This window comes from Micromonospora sp. U21, from assembly GCF_018070045.1.
Classification (GTDB): Bacteria; Actinomycetota; Actinomycetes; order Mycobacteriales; family Micromonosporaceae; genus Micromonospora.
The window spans coordinates 121,025-134,030 of record NZ_JAGPYK010000019.1 but is presented as its reverse complement, the minus strand read 5'-3'; the positions used below and the strand labels follow the sequence as shown (position 1 = coordinate 134,030).

At 70.0% G+C, this 13,006-nt stretch carries 14 protein-coding genes and 3 tRNA genes; 15 read left to right on the top strand and 2 right to left on the bottom strand.

Going from position 1 to position 13,006, the window contains the following annotated elements; translation table 11 throughout:
• Positions 1 to 289: 289 nt before the first annotated feature.
• Positions 290 to 535 (bottom strand): hypothetical protein, encoded by a 246-nt coding sequence (locus KBX63_RS23545; RefSeq protein ID WP_210914179.1) that lies wholly within the window; start codon positions 533 to 535, stop codon positions 290 to 292.
• A gap of 941 nt (positions 536 to 1,476) precedes the next feature.
• Between KBX63_RS23545 and KBX63_RS23540 the strand changes: the two genes are divergently transcribed.
• Positions 1,477 to 2,667, top strand: coding sequence for an epoxide hydrolase family protein (locus tag KBX63_RS23540; protein ID WP_210914176.1), 1,191 nt, complete (start codon positions 1,477 to 1,479; stop codon positions 2,665 to 2,667).
• Between the two features lie 102 nt (positions 2,668 to 2,769).
• Here the strand turns inward: KBX63_RS23540 and KBX63_RS23535 are convergent, their stop codons facing one another.
• Positions 2,770 to 3,429 (bottom strand): hypothetical protein, encoded by a 660-nt coding sequence (locus tag KBX63_RS23535; protein ID WP_210914175.1) that lies wholly within the window; start codon positions 3,427 to 3,429, stop codon positions 2,770 to 2,772.
• Positions 3,430 to 3,868: 439 nt separating this feature from the next.
• On the opposite strand from KBX63_RS23535, the gene KBX63_RS36045 reads away from it, so the two are divergent.
• From KBX63_RS36045 to KBX63_RS23470, 14 genes are all read left to right on the top strand, one after another.
• Positions 3,869 to 4,000: a hypothetical protein gene (locus KBX63_RS36045; RefSeq protein ID WP_256443143.1), complete on the top strand. Its 132-nt coding sequence runs from the start codon at positions 3,869 to 3,871 to the stop codon at positions 3,998 to 4,000.
• Positions 4,001 to 4,110: 110 nt separating this feature from the next.
• A complete protein-coding gene (locus KBX63_RS23530) occupies positions 4,111 to 6,639 on the top strand; it encodes a bifunctional diguanylate cyclase/phosphodiesterase (protein ID WP_210914166.1) in 2,529 nt (842 codons plus the stop codon).
• Positions 6,640 to 6,732: 93 nt separating this feature from the next.
• Positions 6,733 to 6,805 (top strand) — tRNA-Thr (locus tag KBX63_RS23525).
• A 24-nt stretch (positions 6,806 to 6,829) separates the two neighbouring features.
• Positions 6,830 to 6,902: transfer RNA gene (locus KBX63_RS23520), tRNA-Met, on the top strand.
• 132 nt (positions 6,903 to 7,034) lie between these two features.
• Positions 7,035 to 7,202 (top strand): 50S ribosomal protein L33, encoded by a 168-nt coding sequence (rpmG, locus tag KBX63_RS23515; protein ID WP_007073056.1) that lies wholly within the window; start codon positions 7,035 to 7,037, stop codon positions 7,200 to 7,202.
• A 126-nt stretch (positions 7,203 to 7,328) separates the two neighbouring features.
• Positions 7,329 to 7,775, top strand: coding sequence for a MaoC family dehydratase N-terminal domain-containing protein (locus tag KBX63_RS23510; protein WP_210914165.1), 447 nt, complete (start codon positions 7,329 to 7,331; stop codon positions 7,773 to 7,775).
• A gap of 1 nt (position 7,776) precedes the next feature.
• Positions 7,777 to 8,169, top strand: coding sequence for a MaoC family dehydratase (locus KBX63_RS23505; RefSeq protein WP_074314634.1), 393 nt, complete (start codon positions 7,777 to 7,779; stop codon positions 8,167 to 8,169).
• A gap of 128 nt (positions 8,170 to 8,297) precedes the next feature.
• A tRNA-Trp gene (locus KBX63_RS23500) sits at positions 8,298 to 8,370 on the top strand.
• Between the two features lie 211 nt (positions 8,371 to 8,581).
• Positions 8,582 to 8,974 (top strand): preprotein translocase subunit SecE, encoded by a 393-nt coding sequence (secE, locus tag KBX63_RS23495; protein ID WP_210914219.1) that lies wholly within the window; start codon positions 8,582 to 8,584, stop codon positions 8,972 to 8,974.
• 41 nt (positions 8,975 to 9,015) lie between these two features.
• Positions 9,016 to 9,738 (top strand): transcription termination/antitermination protein NusG, encoded by a 723-nt coding sequence (gene nusG, locus KBX63_RS23490; RefSeq protein ID WP_210914163.1) that lies wholly within the window; start codon positions 9,016 to 9,018, stop codon positions 9,736 to 9,738.
• A 186-nt stretch (positions 9,739 to 9,924) separates the two neighbouring features.
• Positions 9,925 to 10,356: a 50S ribosomal protein L11 gene (gene rplK, locus KBX63_RS23485; RefSeq protein WP_053653970.1), complete on the top strand. Its 432-nt coding sequence runs from the start codon at positions 9,925 to 9,927 to the stop codon at positions 10,354 to 10,356.
• Between the two features lie 77 nt (positions 10,357 to 10,433).
• Positions 10,434 to 11,150, top strand: coding sequence for a 50S ribosomal protein L1 (gene rplA / locus KBX63_RS23480; RefSeq protein ID WP_074314628.1), 717 nt, complete (start codon positions 10,434 to 10,436; stop codon positions 11,148 to 11,150).
• A 112-nt stretch (positions 11,151 to 11,262) separates the two neighbouring features.
• Positions 11,263 to 12,138, top strand: a complete 876-nt coding sequence (locus tag KBX63_RS23475) for an ATP-binding cassette domain-containing protein (RefSeq protein ID WP_210914161.1) — start codon at positions 11,263 to 11,265, stop codon at positions 12,136 to 12,138.
• Entirely contained in the window at positions 12,135 to 12,824 is a 690-nt protein-coding gene (locus tag KBX63_RS23470) for a hypothetical protein (RefSeq protein ID WP_210914158.1), read from the top strand. Before KBX63_RS23475 ends, KBX63_RS23470 begins: the two co-directional genes overlap by 4 nt.
• Positions 12,825 to 13,006 lie beyond the last annotated feature (182 nt).

The following is a 13,006-nucleotide window of genomic DNA, read 5'->3' as shown; positions in this document are numbered from 1 at the left end:
CCCGGCCCCTACCCAGAATCCTCGATCTACCCGACCATGTCTGGATCAACCGGCCTGACCAGGAAGACCAGCCGGAGCTGCAAGCCGCTTAACTCCCGTTGGCCTCAATCCCTTGACACGTTCCGATGCCGAGGTGGCCGCCTTCCTCGACCGGGCGCGAAAGGGTGGGGAGGCTTCGGCCTCGGCCCGCACCGGTTACGGGGGTAAGACCAAGCCCTCCGGTGAGTTGCCGTAGGGAGCCAGGTGGGGGCTCGGGTGGGAGTGCGAAGTGACGGAACGAGTTCCTGGCCTACTCCTCCTCGCCCTGGCGTCCCTCGCGCCAGAGCTCATGCTCCCTAAGCACCCATGCGAGCCAGTAGAGGCCGAACGAGACGACAAAGATGGCGAAGAACAGCATCGCGATGATGCTCAGGAACCTGCTGCCCGCCCCGGGCTGTGCAGCACACACAAGAAGCACCACGCCGAGGAAGAGGGAGGTCAGCATCAGCGACCGGAAGACCGGTTGTTCGACCGGGTGCTTGGGCGGGTTAGCCATGAGTGCTCCTTTGCGTGGTGCGCTCATCTTCAGGGCTTACGGCAATCCCAGCAAGGGACTGATCATCGCGGGGGCCGATCGGGCACGCCGAGCCGCTGTCACCTCCGAAGGGGCACGCAACGGGCACGTGGGGGAGTCCGAGCCATCCACCGGAAGAGAAAAGCAACCCTGACCTGCCCAGACTTTCATCGATGACCTTAATAACGGGCAAACTGTAAATCCGTCGCGAAAGCTTCAGAGGTTCGAATCCTCTACCCGCCACCAGGCAACGGAAAGGCCCCTGACCTGCGGAAACGCAAGGCAGGGGCCTTCGTCGTCTCCCGCCGTGGTCCCCCGTTGTTGCCCCGACCCACCGACGGCAGCCCCCCCGCCGGGCAGGCCGTCTGCCGGACCAGCTGATCAGCCACCAATGCCATCCGATCTCGAATGGCGTTCCCGAAGGTCAGCCAAGCGTGGATACTCACCGCTCATGAGCAGCCCCATCTATCTGTTCTGTTGGTGTCGCCGGCATCTTCCCCCGCCCGCCCCACGGCAGGAGCCCGGCAATCAGCTCTATACAAGAGAGCGAAAGTGCCCCCGTTGTCGACGTCTGTGGCAGGTGCGGCCGGAGAAGCCCCGCCGCTGGCAGAGGGTGCAGGACAGCTGGGGCGGGGCCTCTGGTTCGTGATCCGCGATGCGCCGGATGGGGCGCAGAGATGGCCTCGTGAGCTGCGGGAAGCGCCCTCAGGGACCTTTCTCGTGGAGTCCACGGGAGTCCAGCTCGATCCACCGCGCGGCCCTCTGGCTGCTCTCCACGACAGAGGTCAGTGAGCCGGTCCGTTCGGGATCGGAGCGCGGATTCGCGTTTCGGTCCGCCGGTCGCCGGGCCATTGCGAAACTGGGCATGTGCCAGCCCTGCCGGTGCCCAGACGCCGGTCGACCCGATCCGGTAGGTGGAGAACATGTCCGACGACAAGGAAATCCGTCCCTTCCGGCTCGACACGCCGGATGAAGTGATCACTGACATGCGTCGCCGGATCGCGGCCACGCGCTGGCCCAATCGAGAGCTGGTCACCGACCGCTCCCAGGGTGTGCAGCTGGCGACGGTCCAGGAGGTGGCCCGCTACTGGTCGACCGATTACGACTGGCGCGCGTGCGAGGCGAGGCTGAACGCGCTGCCGCAGTACACGACCGTCATCGACGGCGTCGAGATCCACTTCATCCACGTGCGGTCGCAGCATGAGAACGCCCTGCCGCTGGTCATGACGCACGGTTGGCCAGGCTCGGTCGTCGAGTTGCTCGGGATCGTCGGCCCGCTCACTGACCCGACCGCGCACGGAGGCACCGCCGAGGACGCCTTCCACCTGGTGCTGCCGTCCCTGCCTGGCTACGGCTTCTCCGGCGAGCCGACCGAGCTCGGCTGGGACTCCAACCGCATGGCAGGCGCGTGGGCGCAGCTGATGGACCGCCTCGGCTACACGCGCTACGTCGCCCAGGGGGGCGACGTGGGCGCCAGCGTCACGGACGCGATGGGCCGCCAGGCACCCGAGGGGCTGCTCGGCATTCACGTCAACCTGCTCGCCGGGGCGATCGGTATCAAGGACCAGCTGCCGGCGAAGTCCGAGCAGGAGCGCGCGGCGCTCGACGCGCTCAACACGTTCATGATGGACGGGTTCGGCTACTTCCTGGAGCAGTCCACCCGGCCGCAGACGATCGGCTACTCCCTGCTGGATTCGCCGGTCGGGCTGGCGGCCTGGATGCTCGACCACGACACGGATAGCTACTACAAGATCTCCCGTGCGTTCGTCGACGGCAAGCCCGTGGGCAGTCTCACCCGGGACAGCATCGTCGACAACATCACGCTGTACTGGCTGACGGGCACCGGCGCCTCGTCCGCCCGGTGGTACTGGGAATTTGGACGGACCGTCGCCGCAGCCACCGCGGCCGGCCAGGCGCCTCCGCCGGTCTCGGTTCCGGTCGGCTTCACGACGTTCCCCGACGAGATCTGGGCTGCCCCGCGCAGCTGGGCCGAGACGGTCTACCCCAACCTCGCGTACTTCAATGAGGTCGACCGCGGCGGCCACTTCGCCGCCTGGGAGGAACCGGAGCTCTTCTCCACCGAGGTGCGGGCCGTGTTCCGGCCGTTGCGTTAGGCCCGGGCCCGTCATCCGGACCCGTCACCGGGTCGCCGCACAGATCCGAGGCGGACGCGCGGGACCGCAGTCGCCGCAGGTTCCTACGGGTGGAGCAGCTTCTCACGCCGTGGTCGGGTAGCCGTACTCCTCTGCCCGCTCGCGCAGGTTGGCCAGTGCAGCGTCGGGGTTGAGCGCGCGGACGGCTGCGTCGCTCAGTGGACGGAGCGTAACGATGTGTTCAACCGCGGCTGGATCCAGCTCGGTCTCGTAGACCTCCCTGGCGTGCTCGATGTAATCCGCGGCGATGTCGTCGCAGAGGATGTCGAGCAGCCAGGAGCCGTCCGGGTCGACCTCATCGTCATCGGCAGGTGAGAAGTCGATGTCGTCGCCAGCGTGCCACCGTTCGTCGTTGGTGCGCCGCCACAGCACGAAGGTGGCATCGAGAGTTCCGTCCCGGCGGCAGAACGCAGGCTCCCGCACCTGCGCCCGGAACTGCTCGGGCAGTCCGTCGAGGAGGCCCGGCCACAGCCGCCCGTCTCGGTACGTGGACATCGACGACTCGTGATATACGCCCCGGATGAACACGCCGTCGGTGGTGAAGACGACGTCGTACTCCTCGCCGCTGCCGCTGCGCATCGACGCCGCTTCGTCTTCGCCCCATTCGCGGTCGTAGGCGTAATGGTCGCCCTCGACGATCGCGTCGAGCATCGCCAGGGCCTTGCAACGCTTGCGCAACACGTCGATGGAGGGCAGCCGCGCGGCGATGTCATGGACGGTCACGCCGGGAGCGTACGGGCCCGAACGAGGACGATGCGGGAGCCGGCTGACGGGGGCACGTGTACCGGGTGTGGGGCGCCGCCTGTTCAGTCGACCTTCTTGTATCTGTGGATAGAGGGGGTATGGTGGTCGATGTCCGTGCCGCCGTCGGGATCACGGCCGGCCACTTGGGACAGCGGAGAGTAGTCGCGGAGCCAGCATTGCGGCGCTCGTGGGATGCCCTGGGTGAATTGTGTCGAAGGTCGTATCAGGCGCTGGGCGAAGTGCCGACCGCGCGGAGAGGGCCCTGATCTGGCCCGGCGCGGTGGGGCGGACTGCCCGAAGGTCGCGACCTCGTCGACGCGCGGACCGGTCCCGCACTCACCGCTTTTCTGCGTACCCGCCGTGTGGCACGATCGTGGAACCTCCACCATCCCCACGACGATTTCCGACAGGAGCAATCATGTCTGGTCGAAGGTTGGGCCGGCTCCTCGGCTCATTTCTCGTCCTCGCCGCACTCTTCGGGGGCGTCGGCGTTGTCGACCTCGGTGGCACCTCGGGGAGCGCGCAGACTGCCGATCTCGTCTGGCAGTGAGGCTGGTCCCCGGTCTGTCATCGCACCTGTGTGCTGGGAGCGCCGCGCGCCGGTGACGTGACGTCCTGCGCCGGTGCCGGGCCTGCGCGGCGTCAATCCGAAGGAGCTCCATGATCGGTCGTGGGCAGCCCCGGCGCAGATCGTCCGAGGACGCCTGGATCATCACCGCGCCCCTCGCGGTGATCGCGGTCGCCTGCGCCACGATCACCGGGTTGGTCGCGGAGGATCCGTTCGGCCGTTGGCCGCAGGCGGCTCTCTTCCTCGTCCTCATGATCGCGGCGGGGCTGCCGCTACTGAGCCTGGTCGTCCGGCGGCAGACGCTCGGCGTCACGCTCACCGAGCTACCGCTGGTCCTCGCGCTCTACTTCCTGCCACCGCTGACGGTGGTGGTCATCTACACGCTGACCGCGCTCATCACCCACACCCGGCACCGGTTCTCGGCGCCCAAGGTCTGGTTCAACGTGGCGCGGGCCGCCGCGGGAACGTCACTGGGTGTCCTCGTCCTCCAGGCGCTTCCGCCGATCAGCGGGGTGGGCCCACGCACCTGGGGCAGCATCTTCGCTGCCGTGAGCATGGTGATCCTGGTCAGCTTCGTCAGCGTGGTCGCGGTGCACACGCTGCTGCACGGCTGGCAGACCGGGCGCGGGGCGCTGCGTACCGCCAAACCGGCCCTGCTCACCGCGGCGATCAACGTGTCGGTCGGCCTGATCGTGTTGATCATGGTCAGGAGCACGTGGTGGTCGCTGCTCCTGCTCGCTGCCCTCGGCACCGGGCTGGTCCTGGTCTACCGGTCATACGCCCAGTTCTTCCGCCAGCACCGCACCCTCACCGACCTGTACGACCTGACCCGCGCGGTGGTCGAGAGCGGACAGAGCGGCACGCTGGCGGACGCCCTGCTCGGCCGGGTCCGCGCCCTGATGCAGGCGGAGTACGCGACGCTCTGGCTCCCGGCCCAGGGGCGGCACCCGGAGACCCTGTTGACCGCGAGGGTTGACGACCCCGGTCTTCTCGACCTGGCGCACACCCCGCCGACCATCCGGGAGCGGGTGCGCGACACCCGCCGCACGGTGGCCGTCGGCCGGGGTGTGACGACCGACGGCGAGTTCCGCGCAGACCTCGCCGCACGCCGGATCAAGGACGCGGTGGTGGTGCCGCTGCGGTCCGGTCAGGTCGTCATCGGCACTCTCGAGGTGGCCAACCGCCTCGGCGACGGCAACAACTTCACGCCCTCGGACATCGCCGTCTTCGAGACGGTGGCCGCGCACGCGGCGGTCGCGCTGGAGAATTCCCGGCTGGTCGACCAACTGCGGCACGACGCGTACCACGACGCGCTGACCCGGCTGCCCAACCGGCGGCGGATCACCGGAGCGCTGGAGGAGTCGGTCAAGATCCGCGCGCCCGGCGAAGTGGTGGCGCTGCTGCTCTTCGACGTCGACGGGCTGCGCCACGTCAACGAGTCACTCGGTCACGCGGCCGGGGACAAGGTCCTCGCCGAGGTCGCCAAGCGGTTACGGGCCAGCGCGCCGTCGTCGGCTCTGGTCGGCCGGGCCAGTGGGGACGAGTTCCTGGTGACGCTGCGGTTGGAGAGCGCCGACGCGGCGCTGGAGCTGGCCGGCCAGCTCCGCGACCAGATCCGCGACGAGATGGTCTTCGACGCGCTCACCCTCGACGTGGACACCGCCGTCGGGGTGGCCGTACACCCGGATCACGGCAGCGACGCGGCGACCCTGCTGCTCCGGGTCGACCTCGCCGCCACGGCCGCCAAGTCGGTGCCGGGCAGCGTGCAGCTGTTCAACCCGGCCCTGGAGTCCCGGTCGCTGCGCCGACTGGGCCTCGCCGGCGACCTGCGCCGGGCCCTGGACCAGGACGAGCTCGAGGTCTACTTCCAGCCGAAGGTGACATTGCGGGACCGTCACCTGGTCGGAGTCGAGTGCCTGGCCCGGTGGGAGCACCCGACGCACGGCACCGTCGCCCCCGAGGACTTCGTGGCGGTGGCCGAACACACCGGCCAGTTGAGCCGGCTCACCGAGGTGGTGCTCCGCGAGGGGCTGCGGCGCAGCCGGGACTGGGCCCAGGCGGACCAGCCGCTGTCCATCGCGGTCAACCTCGCCGCCCGTACGCTGACCGACCAGCATTTCCCGGACCGGGTGCACGAGTTGCTGACCGAGTACGGGGTGCCGGCGCAGCGCCTCACCCTGGAGATCACCGAGGCGGGTGTGCTGGACGGCACCGACCGGCCCATCCCCACCCTGCGCCGGCTGCGCGACCTCGGCGTCCGGCTGTCGGTGGACGACTTCGGCACCGGCGACTCGTCTCTGGCCCACCTCCGCCGGCTGCCGGTGCACGAGGTGAAGGTGGACCGCTCTTTCGTGCAGGGCATGGCGACCGACCCGGGTGACCTGGCGATCGTCAACGCGGTGGTGACCCTGTCCCAGCAGTTCGGCCTGGCCGTGGTCGCCGAGGGCGTGGAGAGCGAGCTGACCCTGGAGCTGCTCCAGGACATCGGCTGCGAGATCGGTCAGGGCTTCCTGTTCAGCCGACCGCTGCCGTACGAGCGCCTGGCCGCCTGGTTCGGCGCTCAGGCCGACCCGGAAACGATCTCCGGCGGAGAGCTCCCACGGCTCCGAGTCGTGCCCTGAGCTGGGCGCGGACGATCACCGGGGATCCGATTTCACCTGTCGAGCCGGGCCGTGTACTCTTACTTCTGCGCGCCTCCAGGGGAGATCGCGCAGGCCCCCTTAGCTCAGTCGGCAGAGCGTCTCCATGGTAAGGAGAAGGTCTACGGTTCGATTCCGTAAGGGGGCTCGAGGGTTCAGCTGGACCCACCGCGGCGGTGTAGCTCAGATGGCAGAGCAAGCGGCTCATAATCGCTGTGTCGCCGGTTCAAGTCCGGCCACCGCTACTCTCGTCTTCCGGGCTCGGTCCCGGTGGTCGTGGTGATGGGCGCCACTGGCGCCCACTTTGCATGTCCGCGCAGTCAGCGACTAAGCTGACGCGTCGTAGTTATTTCCGTTAGCGAGGAAGGCACTCCGCCGTGGCGAAGGCTACCGATGTCCGGCCGAAGATCACTCTGGCGTGTGTGGAGTGCAAGGAGCGCAACTACATCACGCGCAAGAACCGTCGTAACGACCCCGACCGCATCGAGCTGAAGAAGTTCTGCCCGCGCGACGGTCGGCACACGGTTCACCGCGAGACCCGCTGACCTGCGGCCGGCCCCATGCCGGCCATCGTTGAAGCTTTCCCGATCGCCGATCTGACCGGGCCGGCGCGGCTTTGCCGCCGCCGACCGAGCAGATCGGCGATTGTGTTCTCCGTGTAGGTTCGCGGCATGTCTCTGGACCCTTCCTTCGTCGGCCGGACGTATCCGCCGACCGCCCCCTACCAGGTGGGCCGAGAAAAGATCCGTGAGTTCGCCACCGCCATCGGCGCCACCGACCCGGTTCACCACGACCCGGCGGCGGCCCGGGCGCTGGGCCACCCGGACGTGGTCGCCCCGCCGACCTTTCCGGTGGTCGTCACGATGGCCGCGAGCCGCCAGATCGTCGAGGACCCGGCGCTCGGCGTCGACTACAGCCGCGTGGTGCACGGCGACCAGCGGTTCGCGTACAACCGGCCGGTGGTCGCCGGCGACGAGTTGGTCTGCGCGAGCACCATCGAGGACGTCAGCACCCGGGGCGGGCACGGCTTCCTGACCACCCGCACCGACGTGAGCACCGTCGCCGGCGAGCCGGTGGTCGCCGTCTGGTCCAAGATCGTCGTACGCGGGGAGGCGTGAGGTGGAGCTGCCAGCCAAGACGTTCCAGGTGACCCGCGCGGACCTGGTCCGCTACGCCGGCGCGTCGGGCGACTTCAACCCGATCCACTGGAGCGACCGGTTCGCCACCAAGGTGGGTCTTCCCGGCGTGATCGCGCACGGCATGTTCACCATGGCGCTGGTCGGCCGGGCCGTCACCGAGTGGGCCGGCGCGCCCGACGCGGTGGTCGACTACGGCGTCCGGTTCACCCGGCCGGTCGTGGTCCCCGACGACGACCAGGGGACCGAGATCGAGGTCACCGCGGTGGTCCGTGAGGTGACCGAGGACGGCCTGACCCGGCTCGACGTCACCGCCACGTGCCTGGGCGAGAAGGTGCTCTCGCAGGCCCGGGCCACCATCCGGACGGCACGCTGAATCGGTCCGCCACGCGTGGCGGGGAGACCGGTTGGGAAAGTCGGGCGGCTACCCGTACACTGGTCCGCCGTGGGGCAAGTGACCCCTGCTCGGTCGTCTGTGGCCGCGTGGGGCGAGAGTTGCCGCACAGGGGTGTAGCTCAATTGGCAGAGCAGCGGTCTCCAAAACCGCAGGCTGCAGGTTCAAGTCCTGTCACCCCTGCGCCTCAGGCCTGACCGTTCCCGTGGGTCGCGTCGCCGACATGGCGGCGTCCGGCCCGTGGTGGTGGCATTGGCGGGGTGGCTCCGAGGCATCGGGCCCCCCGGTTGATCCACCGGCCGCGGCCCGTCGCGGGACGGTTGGTCCGGCCGGCGTGACCAGCGCCGAGCACGCCGCCCGGCGTGCGACCCGAGATTCCGCGACGGAGGGCGAAGTGGCCGACAACAAGCGGCGCGGCGAGGACGCTGGCGACGATCGTCTCGACGACGAGATCGTCGACGACGTAGCCGACGACGACGCCACCAGCGCGGACGAGCCGGTCTCCCGGGGAGGCACCGCGACGCGGTCCCGCGCCCGGGCGGAGTCGGCGGACAGCCGGCCGACCACCCGGTCGGAAACCGGCCGGGTGGGCGTGTTCGGCCGCATCGCCCGGTTTTTCCGCGAGGTAGTGGCCGAACTGCGTAAGGTCATCTGGCCGACGCGCAAGGAGTTGCTGACATACACCGCCGTGGTGGTCGTGTTCGTCGCGGTGATGCTGACGATCGTGGGTGTGCTGGACTACGGCTTCGCCAAGGTCGTGCTGTTTGTCTTCGGCAACTCGAGCTGACCGGCTGCCTTCAGAGCCGATAGTGACGGAAGTGAGCGAGCGTGCCTGAGTACGACGAGACCGCCGGACCGGTGGACGAGCAGTCCACGGTCGCGACGGCGGCTGGTGACGAGTCGGTTGAGGCCGCCAGCGAGCCGGAGTTCCCAACCACCGAGCCCGCGCCGGACGAGGAGTACGACCCGGTCGCCGAGCTGCGGCAGAAGCTGCGCTACGCGCCGGGTGACTGGTACGTGGTGCACTCCTACGCCGGCTACGAGAACAAGGTCAAGACCAACCTCGAGACCCGGATCACGAGCCTCGACATGGAGGACTTCATCTTCCAGGTCGAGGTGCCGACCCGGGAGGAGGTCGAGGTCAAGAACGGCAAGCGTTCGCAGATTCAGGCCAAGGTCTTCCCGGGCTACATCCTGGTTCGGATGGAGCTGACCGCCGAGTCCTACTCCTGCGTCCGTAACACGCCGGGCGTGACCGGCTTCGTCGGCGCGACCGACCGGGCCGACCGCCCCGCGCCGCTCTCCCTCGACGAGGTGCTGAAGTGGCTGGCGCCGGCCATCGAGACCGAGCAGAAGAAGGCGAAGCCCGAGATCAAGGTCCTCGACTTCGAGGTGGGCGACTCGGTCACCGTCACCGATGGCGCGTTCGCGTCGCTGCCGGCGACGATCAGCGAGATCAACGCCGACCAGCAGAAGCTCAAGGTGCTGGTGTCGATCTTCGGCCGGGAGACTCCGGTGGAGCTCAACTTCAACCAGGTCGCCAAGATCTGACCGGTCGTCGGCGGCGGGCCCGGCCCGCCGCTGACGTCGGCGTACGCCCTCCCGCTCGACCTCGGCGGACGAGTGGGCTGCGGCCTGCGCTACTCTTGAACGTCGCCGCTGTCGCACCGCGCTGACCGTGCGCGCCCGAGGGTGGCGTCAGCCGCATTTTCCCAGCTCCAAGCCCCAGGAAGTGACATGCCTCCGAAGAAGAAGCTCGTCAAGACGTTCACGCTTCAGCTGCCGGCGGGCCAGGCCACGCCGGCGCCGCCGGTCGGCCCCGCGCTCGGCCAGCACGGCGTGAACATCATGGAGTTCTGCAAGTCCTACAACGCGCAGACCGAGTCCCAGCGGGGCGACATCGTCCCCGCCGAGATCAGCGTGTACGAGGACCGGTCCTTCACCTTCGTGCTGAAGACCCCGCCCGCTGCCCGGCTGCTGATCAAGGCCGCCGGTGTGCAGAAGGGCTCGGGCGTTCCGCAGAGCGAGAAGGTCGGCTCGGTCAGCCGCGCCCAGCTGCGTGAGATCGCCGAGAAGAAGATGGCCGACCTCAACGCCAACGACCTGGACCAGGCCGAGAAGATCATCGCCGGCACCGCCCGGTCGATGGGCATCACCGTCAACGACTGACCTCGGCCCCGGCCGACGACCCACCGTGGGAGGGCCCGCGCCGAGCGGCCCGCCAGAGACCACAGGAGTAATCAGCAATGCAGCGCAGCAAGAGCTACCGCAAGGCCGCCGACGTCATCGACCGGTCCAAGCTCTACACCCCCGCCGAGGCCGTGAAGCTGGCCAAGGAGACCACCAACGTCAAGTTCGACGCCACGGTCGAGGTCGCCATGCGCCTCGGCGTCGACCCCCGCAAGGCGGACCAGATGGTCCGCGGCACGGTCAACCTGCCGCACGGCACCGGTAAGACCGCCCGCGTGATCGTCTTCGCCGCCGGCGCGAAGGCCGATGAGGCCGCCGCGGCGGGTGCGGACGAGGTGGGTACCGACGAGCTGGTCGCCCGGATCCAGGGCGGTTGGCTCGACTTCGACGCGGCGATCGCCACGCCGGACCAGATGGCCAAGATCGGCCGGATCGCGCGGATCCTGGGCCCGCGCGGTCTCATGCCGAACCCGAAGACCGGCACGGTGACCATGGACGTCACCAAGGCGGTGCAGGACATCAAGGGCGGCAAGATCACCTTCCGGGTGGACAAGCACTCCAACCTGCACCTGATCATCGGCAAGGCTTCCTTCTCGGAGAGCCAGTTGGTGGACAACTACGCCGCGGTGCTCGACGAGGTGCTGCGCGCCAAGCCGTCCGCGGCCAAGGGCAAATACCTCCGCAAGGTCATCCTGACCACCACGATGGGCCCGGGCGTTCCGGTCGACCCCAACCTGGTGAAGAACCTCACTGAGGAGTCGGCCGAGGCCTGAGCTGACACTCCGCTCCACCGGGGCGCGCCCCCCCCAGTGGGGGCCGCCCCGGGGGCGCCGCCACGTTGGGGGGGGCGCCCCGGTGCGTCTCGGGTGTGGCAGGCTCGACCGCATGCGGCTGGAGAACGTCTGGTCGCGGTACCACCGGCGTGGTCCGTGGGTGCTGCGGGGCGTGGATGTGCGGATCGGTCCGGGTGAGGTGGCGGTCGTGCTGGGCCGTAACGGGGTGGGCAAGTCGACCCTGCTCCAGGTGGCCGCCGGGGTGCTCCGGCCGGCTCGGGGCCGGGTCACCGACCGGCCCGGGCGGGTGGGCTGGGTGCCGGAGCGCTTCCCGGCCGACCAGCCCTTCACCGTGGCGCGCTACCTGACCGGGATGGGCCGGACGGCCGGGCTGGACCGCGCGGCGGCCGACGAGGCCGTGACGGCCTGGACCGACCGGCTGGGGCTGGCCGCGTTCCGTGCCGTCCGGCTGCCGGAGCTGTCGAAGGGCACCGCGCAGAAGGTCGGCATCGCCCAGGCGATGCTGCGCCCCCCGGGCCTGCTGGTGCTCGACGAGCCGTGGGAGGGGCTGGACGCCACCACCCGCGAGCTGGTTCCCGAGCTGATCGACGAGGTCCTGGCCGCCGGCGGGGCGGTCCTGGTCAGCGACCACCGTGGCGAGACGGTCCGGCTGCCGGGCGCGCGCCGCTGGACGGTGGCCGACGGAGCGGTGACCGAGGAAACCTCGCTGCCGGAGGGCGCGGTCGCGGTGATCGAGGTCGCGGTGCCGACCGCGCGGGCCGCCGGCACCGTCGCCAGGTTGCGCGCCGAGGGCCACCAGGTGCTGCGGGTACGTACCGATGCCCGCCCCGCCCCGCCACCGGCCCGACCGGGCGGTGACGACCCGGCACCGGACGACCCGGCACCGGACGACCCGGCACCGGACGACCCGGTGGCGGTGGACGGCGCCGACGTGGCGGTCGACAGCGCCGCGGGGGAGGCCCGGTGATCGCCCTGGTCCGGCTGCGACTGGCCGGTTTCCTCCGGACCGGGCGGGCGGTCGCGCCGCTGCTAGCCGGCCTCGTCGCGTTCGGCATCCTGTACGGCGGCGGCCGGGCCCAGCCGGCGGAGGCGTACGGCGTCTCCGCGGTGGTGCTATTCCCGGTGCTCGCCTGGCAGACCAAGATCCTGCTGGACGTCGAACCGGACGTTCAGCGCCGGCTCGCCCAGGTGACGGTGGGGGTGGCCCGGGAACGGCTGGCCGGGCTGCTCGGCGCCGGCGTGGCGGCGCTGGTCGCGGTGGCCGTCGCGCTGGCCTTCCCGTGGTTGGTCGGCGGCGTCACCGGCCCGGTCGACCCGACGGACCGGTCGGTGCCGGTCGGTGTCGCGCTGGGGCTGTGGGTGCATCTGCTGGTCGTACCCGCTGCGGTGGCACTCGGGGCGCTGGCCAGCCGGGCGTCCGTGGGCGGCGCCGGCTACGGCGTCGCGGTGCTGGCCCTCGGCGGCGTCGGCACGGTGGTGCTCGGCCTGACCGGGTCGGTGGTCCCCTGGCTGGCGCCGCCGATCATGGCCGCGGCCCGGACGACCGCGGGCGACGCGGCCGCGGTCACCCTGCTCGGGCTCACCGCCTGGGCGCTGGCGTGGAGCGCCGCGGCGGTCGGCGGCTACCTGTGGCGGCGGCGGGCCCGGGGTTGACCCGTTGGGCCGACCATTGGTGGTGACCCGGCGCACAGGGGGCGATTTGGTGCGGGTCGCAACGGTCGCGTATCCTTCAACCGTCATCCGTGCCTGTCATGGATGAGGAACCACCCAGAGACCGCTGGTCACCGTGCTCCGGCACGGTCGAAGGTCCCGCGACAACGGGCGACCCGCGTAGG